Source organism: Streptomyces sp. NPDC031340, from assembly GCF_055569945.1.
Genome location: NZ_JBVIIE010000040.1, coordinates 38,671 through 51,787, shown reverse-complemented (window position 1 = coordinate 51,787; position 13,117 = coordinate 38,671). Strand labels below are relative to the sequence as shown.

General features: G+C 72.8%; 10 protein-coding genes and 1 pseudogene. 8 read left to right on the top strand and 3 right to left on the bottom strand.

Going from position 1 to position 13,117, the window contains the following annotated elements:
• Positions 1–119: 119 nt before the first annotated feature.
• The 5 genes and pseudogenes from ACZ5GT_RS27740 to ACZ5GT_RS27720 all read left to right on the top strand — a co-directional run bounded on the left by ACZ5GT_RS27740 (position 120) and on the right by ACZ5GT_RS27720 (position 6,683).
• Entirely contained in the window at positions 120–3,494 is a 3,375-nt protein-coding gene (locus ACZ5GT_RS27740) for a pyruvate carboxylase (RefSeq protein WP_469031639.1), read from the top strand.
• Positions 3,495–3,660: 166 nt separating this feature from the next.
• Entirely contained in the window at positions 3,661–3,927 is a 267-nt protein-coding gene (locus ACZ5GT_RS27735) for a metal-sensitive transcriptional regulator (protein WP_469031671.1), read from the top strand.
• An 87-nt stretch (positions 3,928–4,014) separates the two neighbouring features.
• Positions 4,015–4,506 carry a DUF1360 domain-containing protein gene (locus ACZ5GT_RS27730; RefSeq protein ID WP_469031638.1) on the top strand — a complete coding sequence of 164 codons (492 nt, stop codon included), beginning with the start codon at positions 4,015–4,017 and terminating at the stop codon, positions 4,504–4,506.
• A gap of 184 nt (positions 4,507–4,690) precedes the next feature.
• Positions 4,691–5,257, top strand: coding sequence for a hemerythrin domain-containing protein (locus tag ACZ5GT_RS27725; protein WP_469031637.1), 567 nt, complete (start codon positions 4,691–4,693; stop codon positions 5,255–5,257).
• Positions 5,258–5,433: 176 nt separating this feature from the next.
• Positions 5,434–6,683, top strand: a pseudogene (locus ACZ5GT_RS27720) (IS30 family transposase).
• Between the two features lie 271 nt (positions 6,684–6,954).
• Here ACZ5GT_RS27720 and ACZ5GT_RS27715 read toward each other — a convergent pair.
• Positions 6,955–7,494, bottom strand: a complete 540-nt coding sequence (locus tag ACZ5GT_RS27715) for a hypothetical protein (protein ID WP_469031636.1) — start codon at positions 7,492–7,494, stop codon at positions 6,955–6,957.
• Positions 7,495–7,744: 250 nt separating this feature from the next.
• Positions 7,745–8,281 carry a hypothetical protein gene (locus ACZ5GT_RS27710; RefSeq protein WP_469031635.1) on the bottom strand — a complete coding sequence of 179 codons (537 nt, stop codon included), beginning with the start codon at positions 8,279–8,281 and terminating at the stop codon, positions 7,745–7,747.
• Positions 8,282–8,524: 243 nt separating this feature from the next.
• Between ACZ5GT_RS27710 and ctaD the strand changes: the two genes are divergently transcribed.
• The gene (gene ctaD, locus ACZ5GT_RS27705) at positions 8,525–10,222 is read left to right on the top strand and encodes an aa3-type cytochrome oxidase subunit I (RefSeq protein WP_469031634.1); all 1,698 of its coding nucleotides are present in this window, start codon (positions 8,525–8,527) and stop codon (positions 10,220–10,222) included.
• Between the two features lie 73 nt (positions 10,223–10,295).
• Here the strand turns inward: ctaD and ACZ5GT_RS27700 are convergent, their stop codons facing one another.
• Positions 10,296–11,096 carry a DUF2249 domain-containing protein gene (locus tag ACZ5GT_RS27700; RefSeq protein WP_469031633.1) on the bottom strand — a complete coding sequence of 267 codons (801 nt, stop codon included), beginning with the start codon at positions 11,094–11,096 and terminating at the stop codon, positions 10,296–10,298.
• Positions 11,097–11,166: 70 nt separating this feature from the next.
• Between ACZ5GT_RS27700 and ACZ5GT_RS27695 the strand changes: the two genes are divergently transcribed.
• Together ACZ5GT_RS27695 and ACZ5GT_RS27690 are read left to right on the top strand one after the other, a co-directional pair.
• The gene (locus ACZ5GT_RS27695) at positions 11,167–11,961 is read left to right on the top strand and encodes a helix-turn-helix transcriptional regulator (protein ID WP_469031632.1); all 795 of its coding nucleotides are present in this window, start codon (positions 11,167–11,169) and stop codon (positions 11,959–11,961) included.
• Positions 11,958–13,091 carry a hypothetical protein gene (locus ACZ5GT_RS27690; RefSeq protein ID WP_469031631.1) on the top strand — a complete coding sequence of 378 codons (1,134 nt, stop codon included), beginning with the start codon at positions 11,958–11,960 and terminating at the stop codon, positions 13,089–13,091. Before ACZ5GT_RS27695 ends, ACZ5GT_RS27690 begins: the two co-directional genes overlap by 4 nt.
• Positions 13,092–13,117: the final 26 nt, after the last annotated feature.

The window sequence follows — 13,117 nt, the reverse complement described above, 5'->3', positions numbered from 1 at the left end:
GCGATGACCGAGAGGTGGCGAGGGGGCGCGCACGGTCACGGAGTGGCCTTGCTCACATGGCGTGCCGACGGCGCCACCGCCACCATGGTGCAGTCATCGGCAGGCTGAAGGGAGCGGCGATGTTCCGCAAGGTGCTGGTCGCCAACCGTGGTGAGATCGCGATCAGGGCATTCCGGGCGGGTTACGAGCTGGGAGCCCGCACCGTCGCCGTCTTCCCGCACGAGGACCGCAACTCGCTGCACCGGCTCAAGGCCGACGAGGCGTACGAGATCGGCCAGCCCGGGCATCCGGTGCGGGCGTACCTCTCCGTCGAGGAGATCGTCCGCGCCGCGCGGCGGGCGGGCGCGGACGCGGTGTACCCGGGGTACGGCTTCCTGTCCGAGAACCCCGAGCTGGCGCGCGCCTGCGAGGAGGCCGGCATCACCTTCGTCGGCCCCAGCGCCGACACCCTGGAACTGACGGGCAACAAGGCGCGCGCGGTGGCCGCCGCCCGCGCGGCCGGCGTTCCCGTGCTCGGCTCCTCCGCGCCCTCCACGGACGTGGACGAACTGGTCCGCGCCGCCGAGGAGATCGGCTTCCCCGTCTTCGTCAAGGCGGTCGCGGGCGGCGGCGGCCGCGGCATGCGGCGGGTGATGGAGCCGGCGCAGCTGCGCGAGTCGATCGAGGCCGCGTCCCGGGAGGCGGCGTCCGCGTTCGGCGACCCCACCGTCTTCCTGGAGAAGGCCGTCGTCGACCCCCGCCACATCGAGGTGCAGATCCTCGCCGACGGCGAGGGCGAGGTCATCCACCTCTTCGAGCGCGACTGCTCGCTCCAGCGCCGGCACCAGAAGGTGATCGAGATGGCGCCCGCGCCCAACCTGGACCCGGAGCTGCGGGACCGCATCTGCGCCGACGCGGTCCGCTTCGCCCGCGAGATCGGCTACCGCAACGCGGGCACCGTGGAGTTCCTGCTCGACCGCGACGGCAACCACGTCTTCATCGAGATGAACCCGCGCATCCAGGTCGAGCACACGGTCACCGAGGAGGTCACCGACGTCGACCTCGTCCAGGCCCAGCTGCGCATCGCCTCCGGCGAGACGCTCGCCGACCTCGGGCTCTCCCAGGACACGGTGCGGCTGCACGGCGCGGCCCTGCAGTGCCGTATCACCACCGAGGACCCCGCCAACGGCTTCCGCCCCGACACCGGCCGGATCAGCGCCTACCGCTCCCCGGGCGGCTCCGGCATCCGGCTGGACGGCGGCACCACGCACGCCGGCACGGAGATCAGCGCCCACTTCGACTCGATGCTGGTCAAGCTCACCTGCCGGGGACGCGACTTCCGGGCCGCGATCGGCCGGGCCCGGCGCGCCGTGGCCGAGTTCCGCATCCGGGGCGTGGCCACCAACGTTCCGTTCCTGCAGGCGGTCCTCGACGACCCGGACTTCCAGGCCGGCCGGGTGACGACGGCGTTCATCGAGGAGCGTCCGCACCTGCTGACCGCGCGCTCCTCGGCCGACCGCGGCACCAAGCTGCTCACCTATCTCGCCGACGTCACCGTGAACCGCCCGCACGGCGAGCGGCCCGACCTGATCGACCCGGTCACCAAGCTGCCCCCGCTGCCCGCCGGCGAGCCGCCCGCGGGCTCCCGGCAGCGGCTCGTCGAGCTCGGCCCCGAGGGCTTCGCCCGCCGGCTGCGCGAGTCGCCGACCATCGGCATCACCGACACCACCTTCCGCGACGCCCACCAGTCGCTGCTCGCGACCCGGGTGCGCACCAAGGACCTGCTCGCCGTCGCGCCCGTCGTCGCGCGGACGCTGCCCGAGCTGCTGTCCCTGGAGTGCTGGGGCGGCGCCACCTACGACGTCGCCCTGCGCTTCCTCGCCGAGGACCCGTGGGAGCGGCTGGCCGCGCTGCGCGAGGCCGTGCCCAGCATCTGCCTGCAGATGCTGCTGCGCGGCCGCAACACCGTCGGCTACACCCCGTACCCGACCGAGGTGACGGACGCCTTCGTCGAGGAGGCGGCCGCCACCGGCATCGACATCTTCCGGATCTTCGACGCGCTCAACGACGTCGGCCAGATGCGCCCCGCCATCGACGCCGTACGGGCCACCGGCACGGCGATCGCCGAGGTCGCCCTGTGCTACACCTCCGACCTGTCCGACCCGAACGAGCGCCTGTACACCCTCGACTACTACCTGCGCCTGGCCGAGCAGATCGTCGAGGCCGGGGCGCATGTCCTGGCGGTGAAGGACATGGCGGGCCTGCTGCGCGCGCCGGCCGCCGCGAAGCTGGTCTCCGCGCTGCGCCGCGAGTTCGACCTGCCGGTGCACCTGCACACCCACGACACCGCGGGCGGCCAGCTCGCCACCTACCTCGCCGCGATCCAGGCCGGCGCCGACGCGGTCGACGGGGCGGTGGCCTCCATGGCGGGCACCACCTCGCAGCCCTCGCTGTCGGCGATCGTCGCCGCGACCGACCACTCCGAGCGGCCCACCGGGCTCGACCTGCAGGCCGTCGGCGACCTGGAGCCGTACTGGGAGAGCGTCCGCAGGATCTACGCCCCGTTCGAGGCGGGCCTCGCCTCCCCGACCGGGCGCGTCTACCACCACGAGATCCCCGGCGGCCAGCTCTCCAACCTGCGCACCCAGGCCGTCGCCCTCGGCCTCGGCGACCGCTTCGAGGAGATCGAGGCGATGTACGCCGCCGCCGACCGCATCCTCGGCCACCTGGTCAAGGTCACCCCGTCGTCCAAGGTGGTCGGCGACCTCGCCCTGCACCTCGTCGGCGCGGACGTGACGCCGGAGGACTTCGAGGCGGAGCCGAACCGGTTCGACATCCCCGACTCCGTGATCGGCTTCCTGCGCGGCGAGCTGGGCACCCCGCCCGGCGGCTGGCCGGAGCCCTTCCGCAGCAAGGCGCTGCAGGGGCGTGCCGAGGCCAGGCCGGTGCAGGAACTGACGGCGGACGACCGCACGGGCCTGGCCAAGGACCGGCGCGCCACGCTCAACCGGCTGCTGTTCCCCGGCCCGACCCGCGACTTCGACACCCACCGGCAGGCCTTCGGCGACACCAGCGTCCTCGACAGCAAGGACTTCTTCTACGGCCTGCGCCCGGGCAAGGAGTACGCCGTCGACCTCGAACCCGGTGTGCGGCTGCTCATCGAGCTGGAGGCGGTCGGCGAGGCCGACGAGCGCGGCATGCGCACGGTGATGTCCACGCTCAACGGCCAGCTGCGCCCCATCCAGGTCCGCGACAAGGCGGCGGCCTCCGACGTGCCGGTGACGGAGAAGGCCGACCGCGGCAACCCCGGCCACGTCGCCGCGCCGTTCGCCGGTGTGGTCACCCTTGCCGTCGCCGAGGGGGACGAGGTGGCGGCCGGGGCGACCGTCGCCACCATCGAGGCGATGAAGATGGAGGCCGCGATCACCGCGCCCAAGGCCGGCACGGTCGCCCGGCTCGCCATCAACCGCATCCAGCAGGTGGAGGGCGGTGACCTGCTCGTCGAGCTGGCCTGATCCCGCACGCGGCCACGGGCGGGCGGGTCACAATCGGTCCGGGCGGCGTCAGGCCGCCCGGCCGCTGTCGCCGCCGTCACGGGAACAGAATGCTTCCGGGGCGTGTTCCCTCAGCGGGTTAAGATACCCGCGGGGGTATATACGAGGAGGAAGTGTGCAACTCGACATGTCGGCCGACGAGCTGAAGGCGGCCCTCAACCGGCTGCGGCGCGCCCAGGGCCAGCTCGCCGGTGTCATCCGGATGATCGAGGAGGGCCGGGACTGCGAAGACGTGGTCACCCAGCTCGCGGCGGTCTCCCGGGCCCTGGACCGGGCCGGGTTCTCGATCATCGCGACCGGGCTGGAACAGTGCATGACCAGCGAGGACCCCGAGGTGCGGGACTCCGTCCAGATGCGCGCCCGCCTGGAGAAGCTCTTCCTGTCCCTGGCCTGACCCCGCCTCCTGGGGCCAGGTGTGGCCGTCGCCGCGCGGGGGAACCCGGGGCCGGCACACCGGACGGGCAGGTTCCAGGGAGGTCCCATGACGACGGACGCCGCGCGCTACGACGACGAGTCCGACGAGCCGCTGGCGGGCTACGCCGTACTCAGCGGCGTCTTCGCGACCGGCCTCGCGGCGTTCACCGCGGTGGCGTGGCGCCGCGGCGTACGGCTGCCGCAGCGGGTGCCCCCGTGGGACGTGGCGCTGCTCGGAGCGGCGACGTACAAGGCGTCCAGGCTGCTGTCCAACGACAAGATCACCAGCTTCCTGCGGGCGCCGTTCACCCGCCGCAAGGGTGAGGGCGAAGGCCCCGAGGTCATGGACGAACCGCGCGGGGACGGCGTGCGCCATGCCGTCGGCGACCTGGTGTCGTGCCCGTTCTGCACCTCGGTCTGGCTGGCCGGCGCCCTGGTCTGCGGCTACACCGCCGCGCCCCGCGCCACCCGCCTGGTCTGCGCCGGCCTCGGCGCGGTCACCATCGCGGACTGGCTGCAGTACGCCTGGACGTGGACCCAGCGGGCCGCCGAGGAGTGACCGCGCCCGGCCGGAAGGCGCCGCAGCCGTCGGCCGACGGCGGCCGACCGCTGGGCGCCACCCGGTCGGACCGGCCCCCGGGACGCGCCGCCGATCAGGCGGTGTGGCCGTGCCGACGCGGGGCACCCGGGGGGCCGAGGCGGGTCCGGCCGGGCCCGCCGTGCGCAGCCAGGAGGTGGTGGACATGGGTCATGGTGGGAACGTCATCGACGAGCTGATGACCGATCATCGCGAGGTCGAGGAGCTCTTCGGCCGCATCGAGGCGCTGCCGCCCGGTGCGAAGGACCGCAAGACCTATGCCGAGCAGGCCACGATGGAGCTGGTCCGGCACTCGGTGGCGGAGGAGGCCTATCTCTACCCCGCCGTCCGCAAGCACGTCGACGGCGGTGACGCGCTGGCCGACAAGGAGCTCCAGGATCACGCCCGGGCCGAGCAGATCATGAAGGACCTGGAGAGCCGCGAGCCGGGCGACATCGAGTTCGACCGGCTCATCGGGATGCTGATGAGCGAGATCCGCGAGCACGTCGCGGACGAGGAGCGGAACCTCTTCCCCCGGCTGCGCGCCGCGTGCCCCGCCGAGGCGCTGGACGAGATCGGCGACAAGGTCCGGCAGGCGAAGAAGACCGCCCCGACCCGTCCCCACCCGTCCGCTCCGGACAAGCCGCCGGCCAACAAGCTCCTGGCGCCGGGCGCCGGACTGGTCGACCGGGTCCGCGACGCGCTGACCGGCCGCGGCAGGACGCACGACTGACCCCAGACACCGACCACAGGGCCCGGGTCCGCCGACACCTTAGGTTCTAGTGGCCATCGCAACACCCCAGTTCAGGGGATGCGATGGACTTCCAGATCCGGAAGGTGCGGAGCCCGCAAGGGCGCAAGAAGCTCTCTGCTGAGCGGGCTGCATACTTCCAGCTCATGCAGCAGGGTGTGAGCAACGAGGACGCGTGCCGGATCGTCGGGGTGAACCCGAAGACCGGCAGGCGCTGGCGCAACGGCCGCAGGCCGTCCGGCCGGAACAAGGCGGCACCACCGGTTCGCTCGGTGGTGCCGCCTTCCGCGTCCTGCTCTCGATATCTGCGCGAGGACGAGCGGCTCTACATCGCCGACCGGCTGCGGGAAGGGGGTACCGTCCGGGCGATCGCTGCCGAGCTGGGCCGCAGCCCCTCCACCGTCAGCCGCGAGATCCGCCGCAACCGCACGGTGGGCACCCGCGGCCAGTGGAACTACCGGCCCTATGCCGCCCAGGCCCGCGCGGACAGCCGCCGTCCACGCCCCAAACTGCGGAAGATCCAGCAGAACCCCGAGTTGCGGGACTTCGTCCAGGCCGGCCTGGACCGGCGGTGGAGCCCCGAGCAGATCTGCCAGGCTCTGCGTACAACCTTTCCAGACAGGCCGGAGATGCACGTGGCTCACGAGACCGTCTACCAGGCTCTCTACATCCAGGGCCGCGGTGAACTGCGCCGTGAGCTTGCCCGCGCTCTGCGCTCCGGACGCACCCGCCGCAAGCCCCAGCGGCAGGCCAACTGCCGCCAGCCCCGGTTCAAGGACCCCATGGTCATGATCAGCGAACGTCCCGCCGAGGCGGAAGACCGGGCAGTGCCCGGCCACTGGGAAGGCGACCTGATCATCGGCAAGGACGGCGTCTCGGCCATCGGAACCCTCGTCGAACGGGCCACCCGTTACGTGATGCTCCTGCACCTGCCCCACGGCCGCACCGCGGAACACGTCCGCGACGCCCTCGTCGAGACGGTCCAGACCCTGCCTGGTCACCTGGTCAGCTCTCTGACCTGGGACCAGGGCTCCGAGATGGCCGCCCACAAGAGCTTCAGCATCGCCACCGACATCCCGGTCTACTTCTGCGACCCGGCCAGCCCCTGGCAGCGCGGCTCCAACGAAAACACCAACGGCCTGCTGCGGCAGTACTTCCCGACTTGTATTGGGGGCAGCGGTGTTCGTGATCGGGTTGGCCGCCCGTAACGTGCCGCAGGACGCCGGGCAGGCTGACTCGAGTACTTCCTGCCGCCCGCAGGGGCTGGCTCTCTTTGGGTGTGTCGACCTGTCCGGTGCCCACCCGCGAGCACCTCGCGGCCGTCGCCGCCGAACTCAACGGCCGCCCACGCAAAACGCTCGGCTGGGAAACCCCAGCCGAGCGCCTGCATAAACTGCTCGCGGCCTGATCAACACGCCACGTGTTGCGACGATCCCTAGAAACCGCCCACGGCGGACCCGGGCCCTTGTCTCACTCGCACCGGAGCCGGCCGACAAGGCGGCCTGGAAGGCACTGGGGACGGCGGCCTGACCGCGCCCGTTCCCGGGGTGGTGGTCTGTCTGGTCCACCGCCGGCCGTTCCCGGGCGTTGGTCTGTCTCGTCACCGCCGTCCGGGACCGCGCGGTGGTCTGTCTCGTCCACCGCCGGCCGGTGCCGTGCGGCGGTCCGTCCCGTCCGTCTCAGGCGATGAGTGCCTGATCCGGTCCGAGCCGGTCCAGGAGCGGGGTCCGATGGAGGCTGGCCACGGGGGCGAGCAGGTCGGGGTGGCGCAGCAGCGCCGCTGCCCGGCGGTCGCGGTCGTCCGGCCGGACCAGGCGCCGGAACTCCATGGGCACGCCCGCCGCGTGATCCCCGTCGGCCAGCCCGGCCACCGCCGACGCGGCGAGCGCGGGATCGGTGAGCAGGCAGGCCGCCCAGCTCGCCACGACCTCGTCGACCCAGCTGCGCCAGGCCGAGTCCTCCGGGTCCTGAGCGTCCGGCGCGTCCTGGCCGACGTCCGAGCCGATGACCCAGTCGAGCCGGGCCGAGCCGCCCGGGCCCGTCATGCCGAGCAGCGCGGCGTCCATCTCCGTCGGATAGCGCAGCCATGCCGCGACGGTGACCGCCTGACGCGCCTGCACCTCGCACAGGGCGGAGGCCAGCGCGCCGCCGGACGCCGGATAGGCGCGTATCAGCCACTGCGTGGTCGCGGCGATGACGGGGGAGAGGTCTGCGAGCACAGCGGGCCGTCCGAGCTGCTTCCGAAGAGAACGGGGTACTGCTGAAACGGTAGCCCGCGGCACCCGCCCCGGGACATGCCCGAGCCGCCGCCACCGACGTGGGCTCGGCCACACCCGCCCGCCGCGCGCCGGACGGTGCCGGACCCCGGGTCCGGCGGCGGACCCACCCGCGGCCCCGAAGGATCTCTCACCGCCCCGGGAAGGGCGCCCGCCGCTCCTGCAAGGACGCCCGCCGCTCCCGGAACGGCGCTCAGCGCTCCCGGAACGCCGTGACGACCTGCCGGCGGCGCAGTTCCTCCAGCGCGTCCCGCTGACGGTCGGCCCGTTCCAGCAGGCCGTCCAGGAGATCCGCGTCGAGCCGCTCCTCACCGCCGTCGACGAGCTCGCGCAGCGCCCGCCACGCGGCCACCTTGCCCTCGACCCCCAGCCGCAGCGCCTCCACCTCCACCAGCGGGGTCAGCGGAGAACGGCGTACGAGGCGGCCGTTGGCCTTGAACCGGCCCGCCCGCTCGGCCGCCCGCCCGGCGTACACCTTGTACTGCCGTACCGGGATGTCGAGCCGCCGCATGATGTCCAGCAGGGCCGCCCGGTCCTCGGCGAGGTCGGCGGCCAGCGGCTCCAGCGCGCGGGCGAGGGCCGAACCGCGGTACGACCGCACCATGTGGCGCGCCCGCCCGGCGCCGGCGGTGGCGGCCGCCAGGTGATCGTTGAGATAGATGCCCAGCAGAGGCGAGACACCGCCCGGCGACGAGTCCTGGTGGCGGGTGACGGAGAGCAGCCGGTTCATCATCTCGGTCCTTCGATCGATCGGCTCGTCGCCGTCCGCGCGGCCGGCGACGGCAGCCCGTCGAGTACCCGTTCGCGGGGGCCGTACAGCTCAATCGCTCAGTCGATCAGGGCGTGGCGTCGAAAAACGCGCATGGATTCCCTTGTCCTGGTAACGCAATGCCCGACACCCCGAGGGACGGTGGGCGCTCGATTCCCGGTCGCAGCCGAACCTTCCGTGGACAGACGGATCCCGAGGTAGCTGATGGCGACACACACCGAACCGGTCGCACCCGTCCCGGCGGCGAAGTCCCGCGGCAGGACCCAGATGATCGTCACCTGGCTCACCACGACCGACCACAAGAAGATCGGCCATCTGTATCTGATCACCTCGTTCTGCTTCTTCCTGGTCGGCGGGGCGCTGGCCATGGCGATGCGGGCGGAGCTGGCCCGGCCGGGTCTGCAGCTGATGTCCACCGAGCAGTACAACCAGGCGTTCACCATGCACGGCACGATCATGCTGCTGCTCTTCGCGACCCCGACCTTCGCCGGGTTCGCCAACGAGATCATGCCGCTGCAGATCGGCTCCCCGGACGTCGCCTTCCCGCGGCTGAACATGCTCTCGTACTGGCTGTTCCTCTTCGGCGGTCTGATCGTGCTCGGCAGCTTCCTCACCCCGCAGGGCGCCGCCGACTTCGGCTGGACCGCCTACACCCCCCTCAGCGGACCGGTCCGCAGCGCCTACGTCGGCGGTGACCTGTGGATCATGGGGCTGGCGCTGGCCGGGTTCGGCACGATCCTCGGCTCGGTCAACTTCATCACCACGGTCATCTGCCTGCGCGCCCCCGGCATGACCATGTTCCGCATGCCGATCTTCACCTGGAACGTGCTGCTCACCTCGGTGCTGGTGCTGCTCGCCTTCCCGGTGCTGGCCGCCTCCCTGCTCGTGCTGGAGGCCGACCGGCGCTTCGGCGCCCGCGTCTTCGACGCCGCCAACGGGGGAGCGCTGCTGTGGCAGCACCTGTTCTGGTTCTTCGGCCACCCCGAGGTGTACATCCTCGCTCTGCCGTTCTTCGGCGTGATCACCGAGATCATCCCGGTGTTCTCCCGCAAGCCGATCTTCGGCTACATCGGCCTGATCGGCGCCACCATCTCCATCGCCGGGCTGTCCATGGCGGTGTGGGCCCACCACATGTTCGCCACCGGGGCGGTGCTGCTGCCGTTCTTCTCCTTCATGAGCTACCTCATCGCCGTGCCCACCGGGGTGAAGTTCTTCAACTGGATCGGCACCATGTGGAACGGGTCCGTGTCGTTCGAACCGCCGATGCTGTGGGCGATGGGCTTCCTCGTCACCTTCCTCTTCGGCGGCCTGACCGGCGTCATCCTGGCCTCCCCGCCGCTGGACTGGCAGGTCACGGACACCTACTTCGTGGTCGCGCACTTCCACTACGTCCTGTTCGGCACGATCGCCTTCTCGATGTTCGGCGGGTTCAGCTTCTGGTGGCCCAAGATGACCGGGAAGATGCTCGACGCGCGCCTGGAGAAGATCCAGTTCTGGACGCTGTTCGTCGGCTTCCACACCACCTTCCTGGTCCAGCACTGGCTGGGCGTCTCGGGCATGCCCCGCCGCTACGCCGACTACCTGGCCGCCGACGGCTTCACCGCCCTCAACACCGTCTCCTCCATCGGCGCCTTCCTGCTGGGGCTGTCCACCCTGCCGTTCCTCTACAACGTCTGGAAGACCGCCCGGCACGGCGAGCGGGTCGAGGTCGACGACCCCTGGGGCTTCGGGCGTTCCCTCGAATGGGCCACCTCCTGCCCGCCCCCGCGCCACAACTTCACCACCCTGCCGCGGATCCGCTCCGAGTCCCCGGCCTTCGACCTGCACCACCCGGAGGTGGCACGGCACGACGCCAAGGAGGACACCGGCCGGCGCGACGCCCTGGACGCCCAGGGGCACTGAACCGAACCAGCAGGAATCGAGTGGGCGGCGCCGAGCCGGCCGGAAACCCGGCCGGGATCCGCCCGCCGCGCGGTCAGCGGCGTCCGCGGCGGGTGAACAGCAGACGCCAGGTCTCCGGGCCGCGCTCCACGTACTCCACCTCGAAGGCGCCGGGGTCGCGGGCCTCGAGCTGGCGCAGCAGCGGCAGCGGGTCGTGCGGGGCGACGAGCACCATGGCCCGGCCCGGAGTGACGGTGTCGAGGGCGCCGAAGACGGTGGCGTGGCGCAGCGCGTGCGGGACGGCGCGGGCGTCCAGCTCGGGCACGTCGGCCTCGTCCGAGCCGCCGCAGCCGCAACCGCCGCCGCAGCCACCGGATTTCTCCCCCTCGCCCGTGCTCTCGACGTGGGCGTGGCCGCCCAGCAACTCGTGCATCCCGCCCAGCAGTTCGGTCAGGGAGATGTCGGGAGAGGCCGCGATCAACGGCAGGACGAGCTCGTTCTCCTTGTCCAGATGCTCCTCGAACAGCACCTGGAGCGCGCGGGCGTCGCTCGCCGCGCGGGCCGGGGAGGGGGCGGTGCGCAGCGCGTCCACCAGGTCCGTGATCCTGCGGTGCTCGGCGAGCATGCCGTCGATCAGCAGGCGGGCCTCCACGGTGCCGTGTGCGGCCGGGTAGAGAGCGGACTCCTCGGCCAGGGCGTGCGGGACGAGTTCACGCTCGCAGAAGGTGACGAGACCGGCGCGGAGGTCCTCCGCCGAGGCGGGATCGCGGTCCACGGCGTCGATCAACAGGGTGACCCGTCCGCCCAGTTCGCCCGCCAGCTGGGCGTGGTGTGCTTCGACGGCTTCGACGGCCCGGGCGTCCTGGGGGTCCGACGCGAACGTGACAGTGCTCATGCTGAGTCTCCAGCGGGGGATGGCGGCCGGATGGCCGGGTGCGGGACTGCGCTTCGAATATACTACGGACATGTCCGTGGAAAATAAGGCTCCTTTCCCCGGGGGCGGTGACCGGCCTCCCGTCTCCCGGCAGCGCCACGCCGTCCTCCAGCACCTGCGCAGCCGGCCGCGCCCGGTCACGGCGGCCGCGCTGGCCGAGGAGTGCGGTCTGCACGTCAACACCGTCCGGGAGCATCTGGACGCGCTGGTGGACAGCGGCCTCGCGGTCCGCGAGCGCGGGGCGGCCGCCGGGCGTGGGCGCCCCGCCTGGCGTTACCTCTCCCGGCCCCCGCAGCAGTCCGCCGTGCGGGAGTACGCCGGACTGGCCGCCGTGCTCGCCGGGCAGATCGCCAGGTCCAGTGCCGACCCGGAGGCGGACGCCCGCGCCGCGGGGGAGGAGTGGGGCCGCGCCCTGGTCGCCGGACAGGAACCGTCCGGCGACACCGCGCGGGCACGCGACCGGATCGTCGCCCTGCTCGACGAGATCGGCTTCGCCCCCGAGGTCGAGATCGAGGTCGAAGCCCACGGCAACGGCGAGGACGAAGCCGAAGTCGAAGCCGGCGGCGAGGCCGAGGGGGAAACCGAGGGCGCGGGCGACGGACGGCGGGAGTTCCGCGTGCGGCTGCCGCACTGCCCCTTCATCGAGATCGCCCGCGAGTACCCGGGCGTGATCTGCGGCGTCCACGCCGGGCTGGTCCGGGCGGGCTACGCCGCTCTCGGCGGCGCCCCGGACGAGGTGTCCCTGCGCCCCTTCGCCGAGCCCGGCGCCTGCCGGCTGAGCTTCGTCACCGCCGGGCCGCGGGAGCCGGACCGGAGGCTCCCGTGACGACCACCGCGGACCGGGCCCGGCGCACCGGCACGGGACGGGCCGTGCTGCTGTTGCCCGCCGGTATCGCGCTGCTGGCCGGTCTCGACGCCGCGCTGCTGCTGCTCGGGCTGCCCGCCCCGGTACGCGCCGACCGGCTGCCCCGGGTGCACGGCGTGCTGCTGGTCCTGGGCTTCGTGGGGACGCTGGTGGCGCTGGAACGCGCCGTCGCCCTGGGGCGCCGCTGGGGACACCTCTCCCCGCTCTTCCTCGGCGCGGGCGGCCTGCTGCTGCTCACCCCGGCCGACCCGCGCGCCGGAAAGTCGCTGCTGGTCCTCGGCACCGCGGTGCTCGGCGTGCTGTACGTCCGGTTCTGGCGCCGCCAGCCGGGCCCCGCCCTGCTGGCCCAGGCGGCCGGCGCGGTCGCCGGGCTCGGCGCGGCGCTGCTGTGGCTGGGCGGACTGGACGTGCCCCGTCTGCTGCCCTGGCTCGCCGCCTTCCTGGTGCTGACCATCGCGGGCGAGCGGCTGGAACTGGCCCGGGTCGCCGTCCTCGCCCCCCGTACCGAGCAGGCCTTCCTGGCCTGCGTGGGCGCCGTGCTGACCGGCACCGTCGCCACCCTGCTGTGGCCCGCCCCCGGCACCCTGCTGCTGGCCGCCGCCCTGCTCGCCCTGGTCGCCTGGCTCACCGCGCACGACGTCGCACGCCGCATGCTCCGCGCCACGGGCCTGCCCCGCTTCTCGGCCGCCTGCCTGCTGGCCGGGTACGCGTGGCTGGGGCTGGCGGGCGCGCTGTGGCTGCTGGACGGCCCGATCACCGACGGCGGCCGCTACGACGCGGTGGTGCACTGCGTCTTCCTCGGCTTCGTCATCTCGATGATCATGGCTCACGCCCCGGTGATCCTGCCCGCCGTGCTGCGCCGCCCGCTGCCGTACCACCCCGCGCTCGCCGTCCCCGCCTGGCTGCTGCACCTCTCGCTGGCGCTGCGCGTCCTGGTCGGCGACCTGCGCGACTCCACCCTGGCCTGGCGGACGGGCGGGGTACTCGACATCGTCGCCGTGCTGCTGTTCGTGGCGACGGCGGCGACCCTGTCCGTGACCGCCGGCTCGGCGCGACGCCCCCGGCCGCAGCCCTCGGAGACGATCCGGTGACCGGGCAGCACTCCGTCGCGCCGCCC

Bases quoted from the DNA above. Each gene is read 5' to 3' on its own strand.
- ACZ5GT_RS27730 (WP_469031638.1), top strand. From the start codon at position 4,015: ATGACGACGGACGCCGCGCGCTACGACGACGAGTCCGACGAGCCGCTG.
- ACZ5GT_RS27710 (WP_469031635.1), bottom strand. From the start codon at position 8,281: ATGAACCGGCTGCTCTCCGTCACCCGCCACCAGGACTCGTCGCCGGGC.
- ACZ5GT_RS27700 (WP_469031633.1), bottom strand. From the start codon at position 11,096: ATGAGCACTGTCACGTTCGCGTCGGACCCCCAGGACGCCCGGGCCGTC.
- ACZ5GT_RS27735 (WP_469031671.1), top strand. From the start codon at position 3,661: ATGTCGGCCGACGAGCTGAAGGCGGCCCTCAACCGGCTGCGGCGCGCC.
- ACZ5GT_RS27695 (WP_469031632.1), top strand. From the start codon at position 11,167: ATGTCCGTGGAAAATAAGGCTCCTTTCCCCGGGGGCGGTGACCGGCCT.
- ctaD (WP_469031634.1), top strand. From the start codon at position 8,525: ATGGCGACACACACCGAACCGGTCGCACCCGTCCCGGCGGCGAAGTCC.
- ACZ5GT_RS27740 (WP_469031639.1), top strand. From the start codon at position 120: ATGTTCCGCAAGGTGCTGGTCGCCAACCGTGGTGAGATCGCGATCAGG.
- ACZ5GT_RS27725 (WP_469031637.1), top strand. From the start codon at position 4,691: ATGGGTCATGGTGGGAACGTCATCGACGAGCTGATGACCGATCATCGC.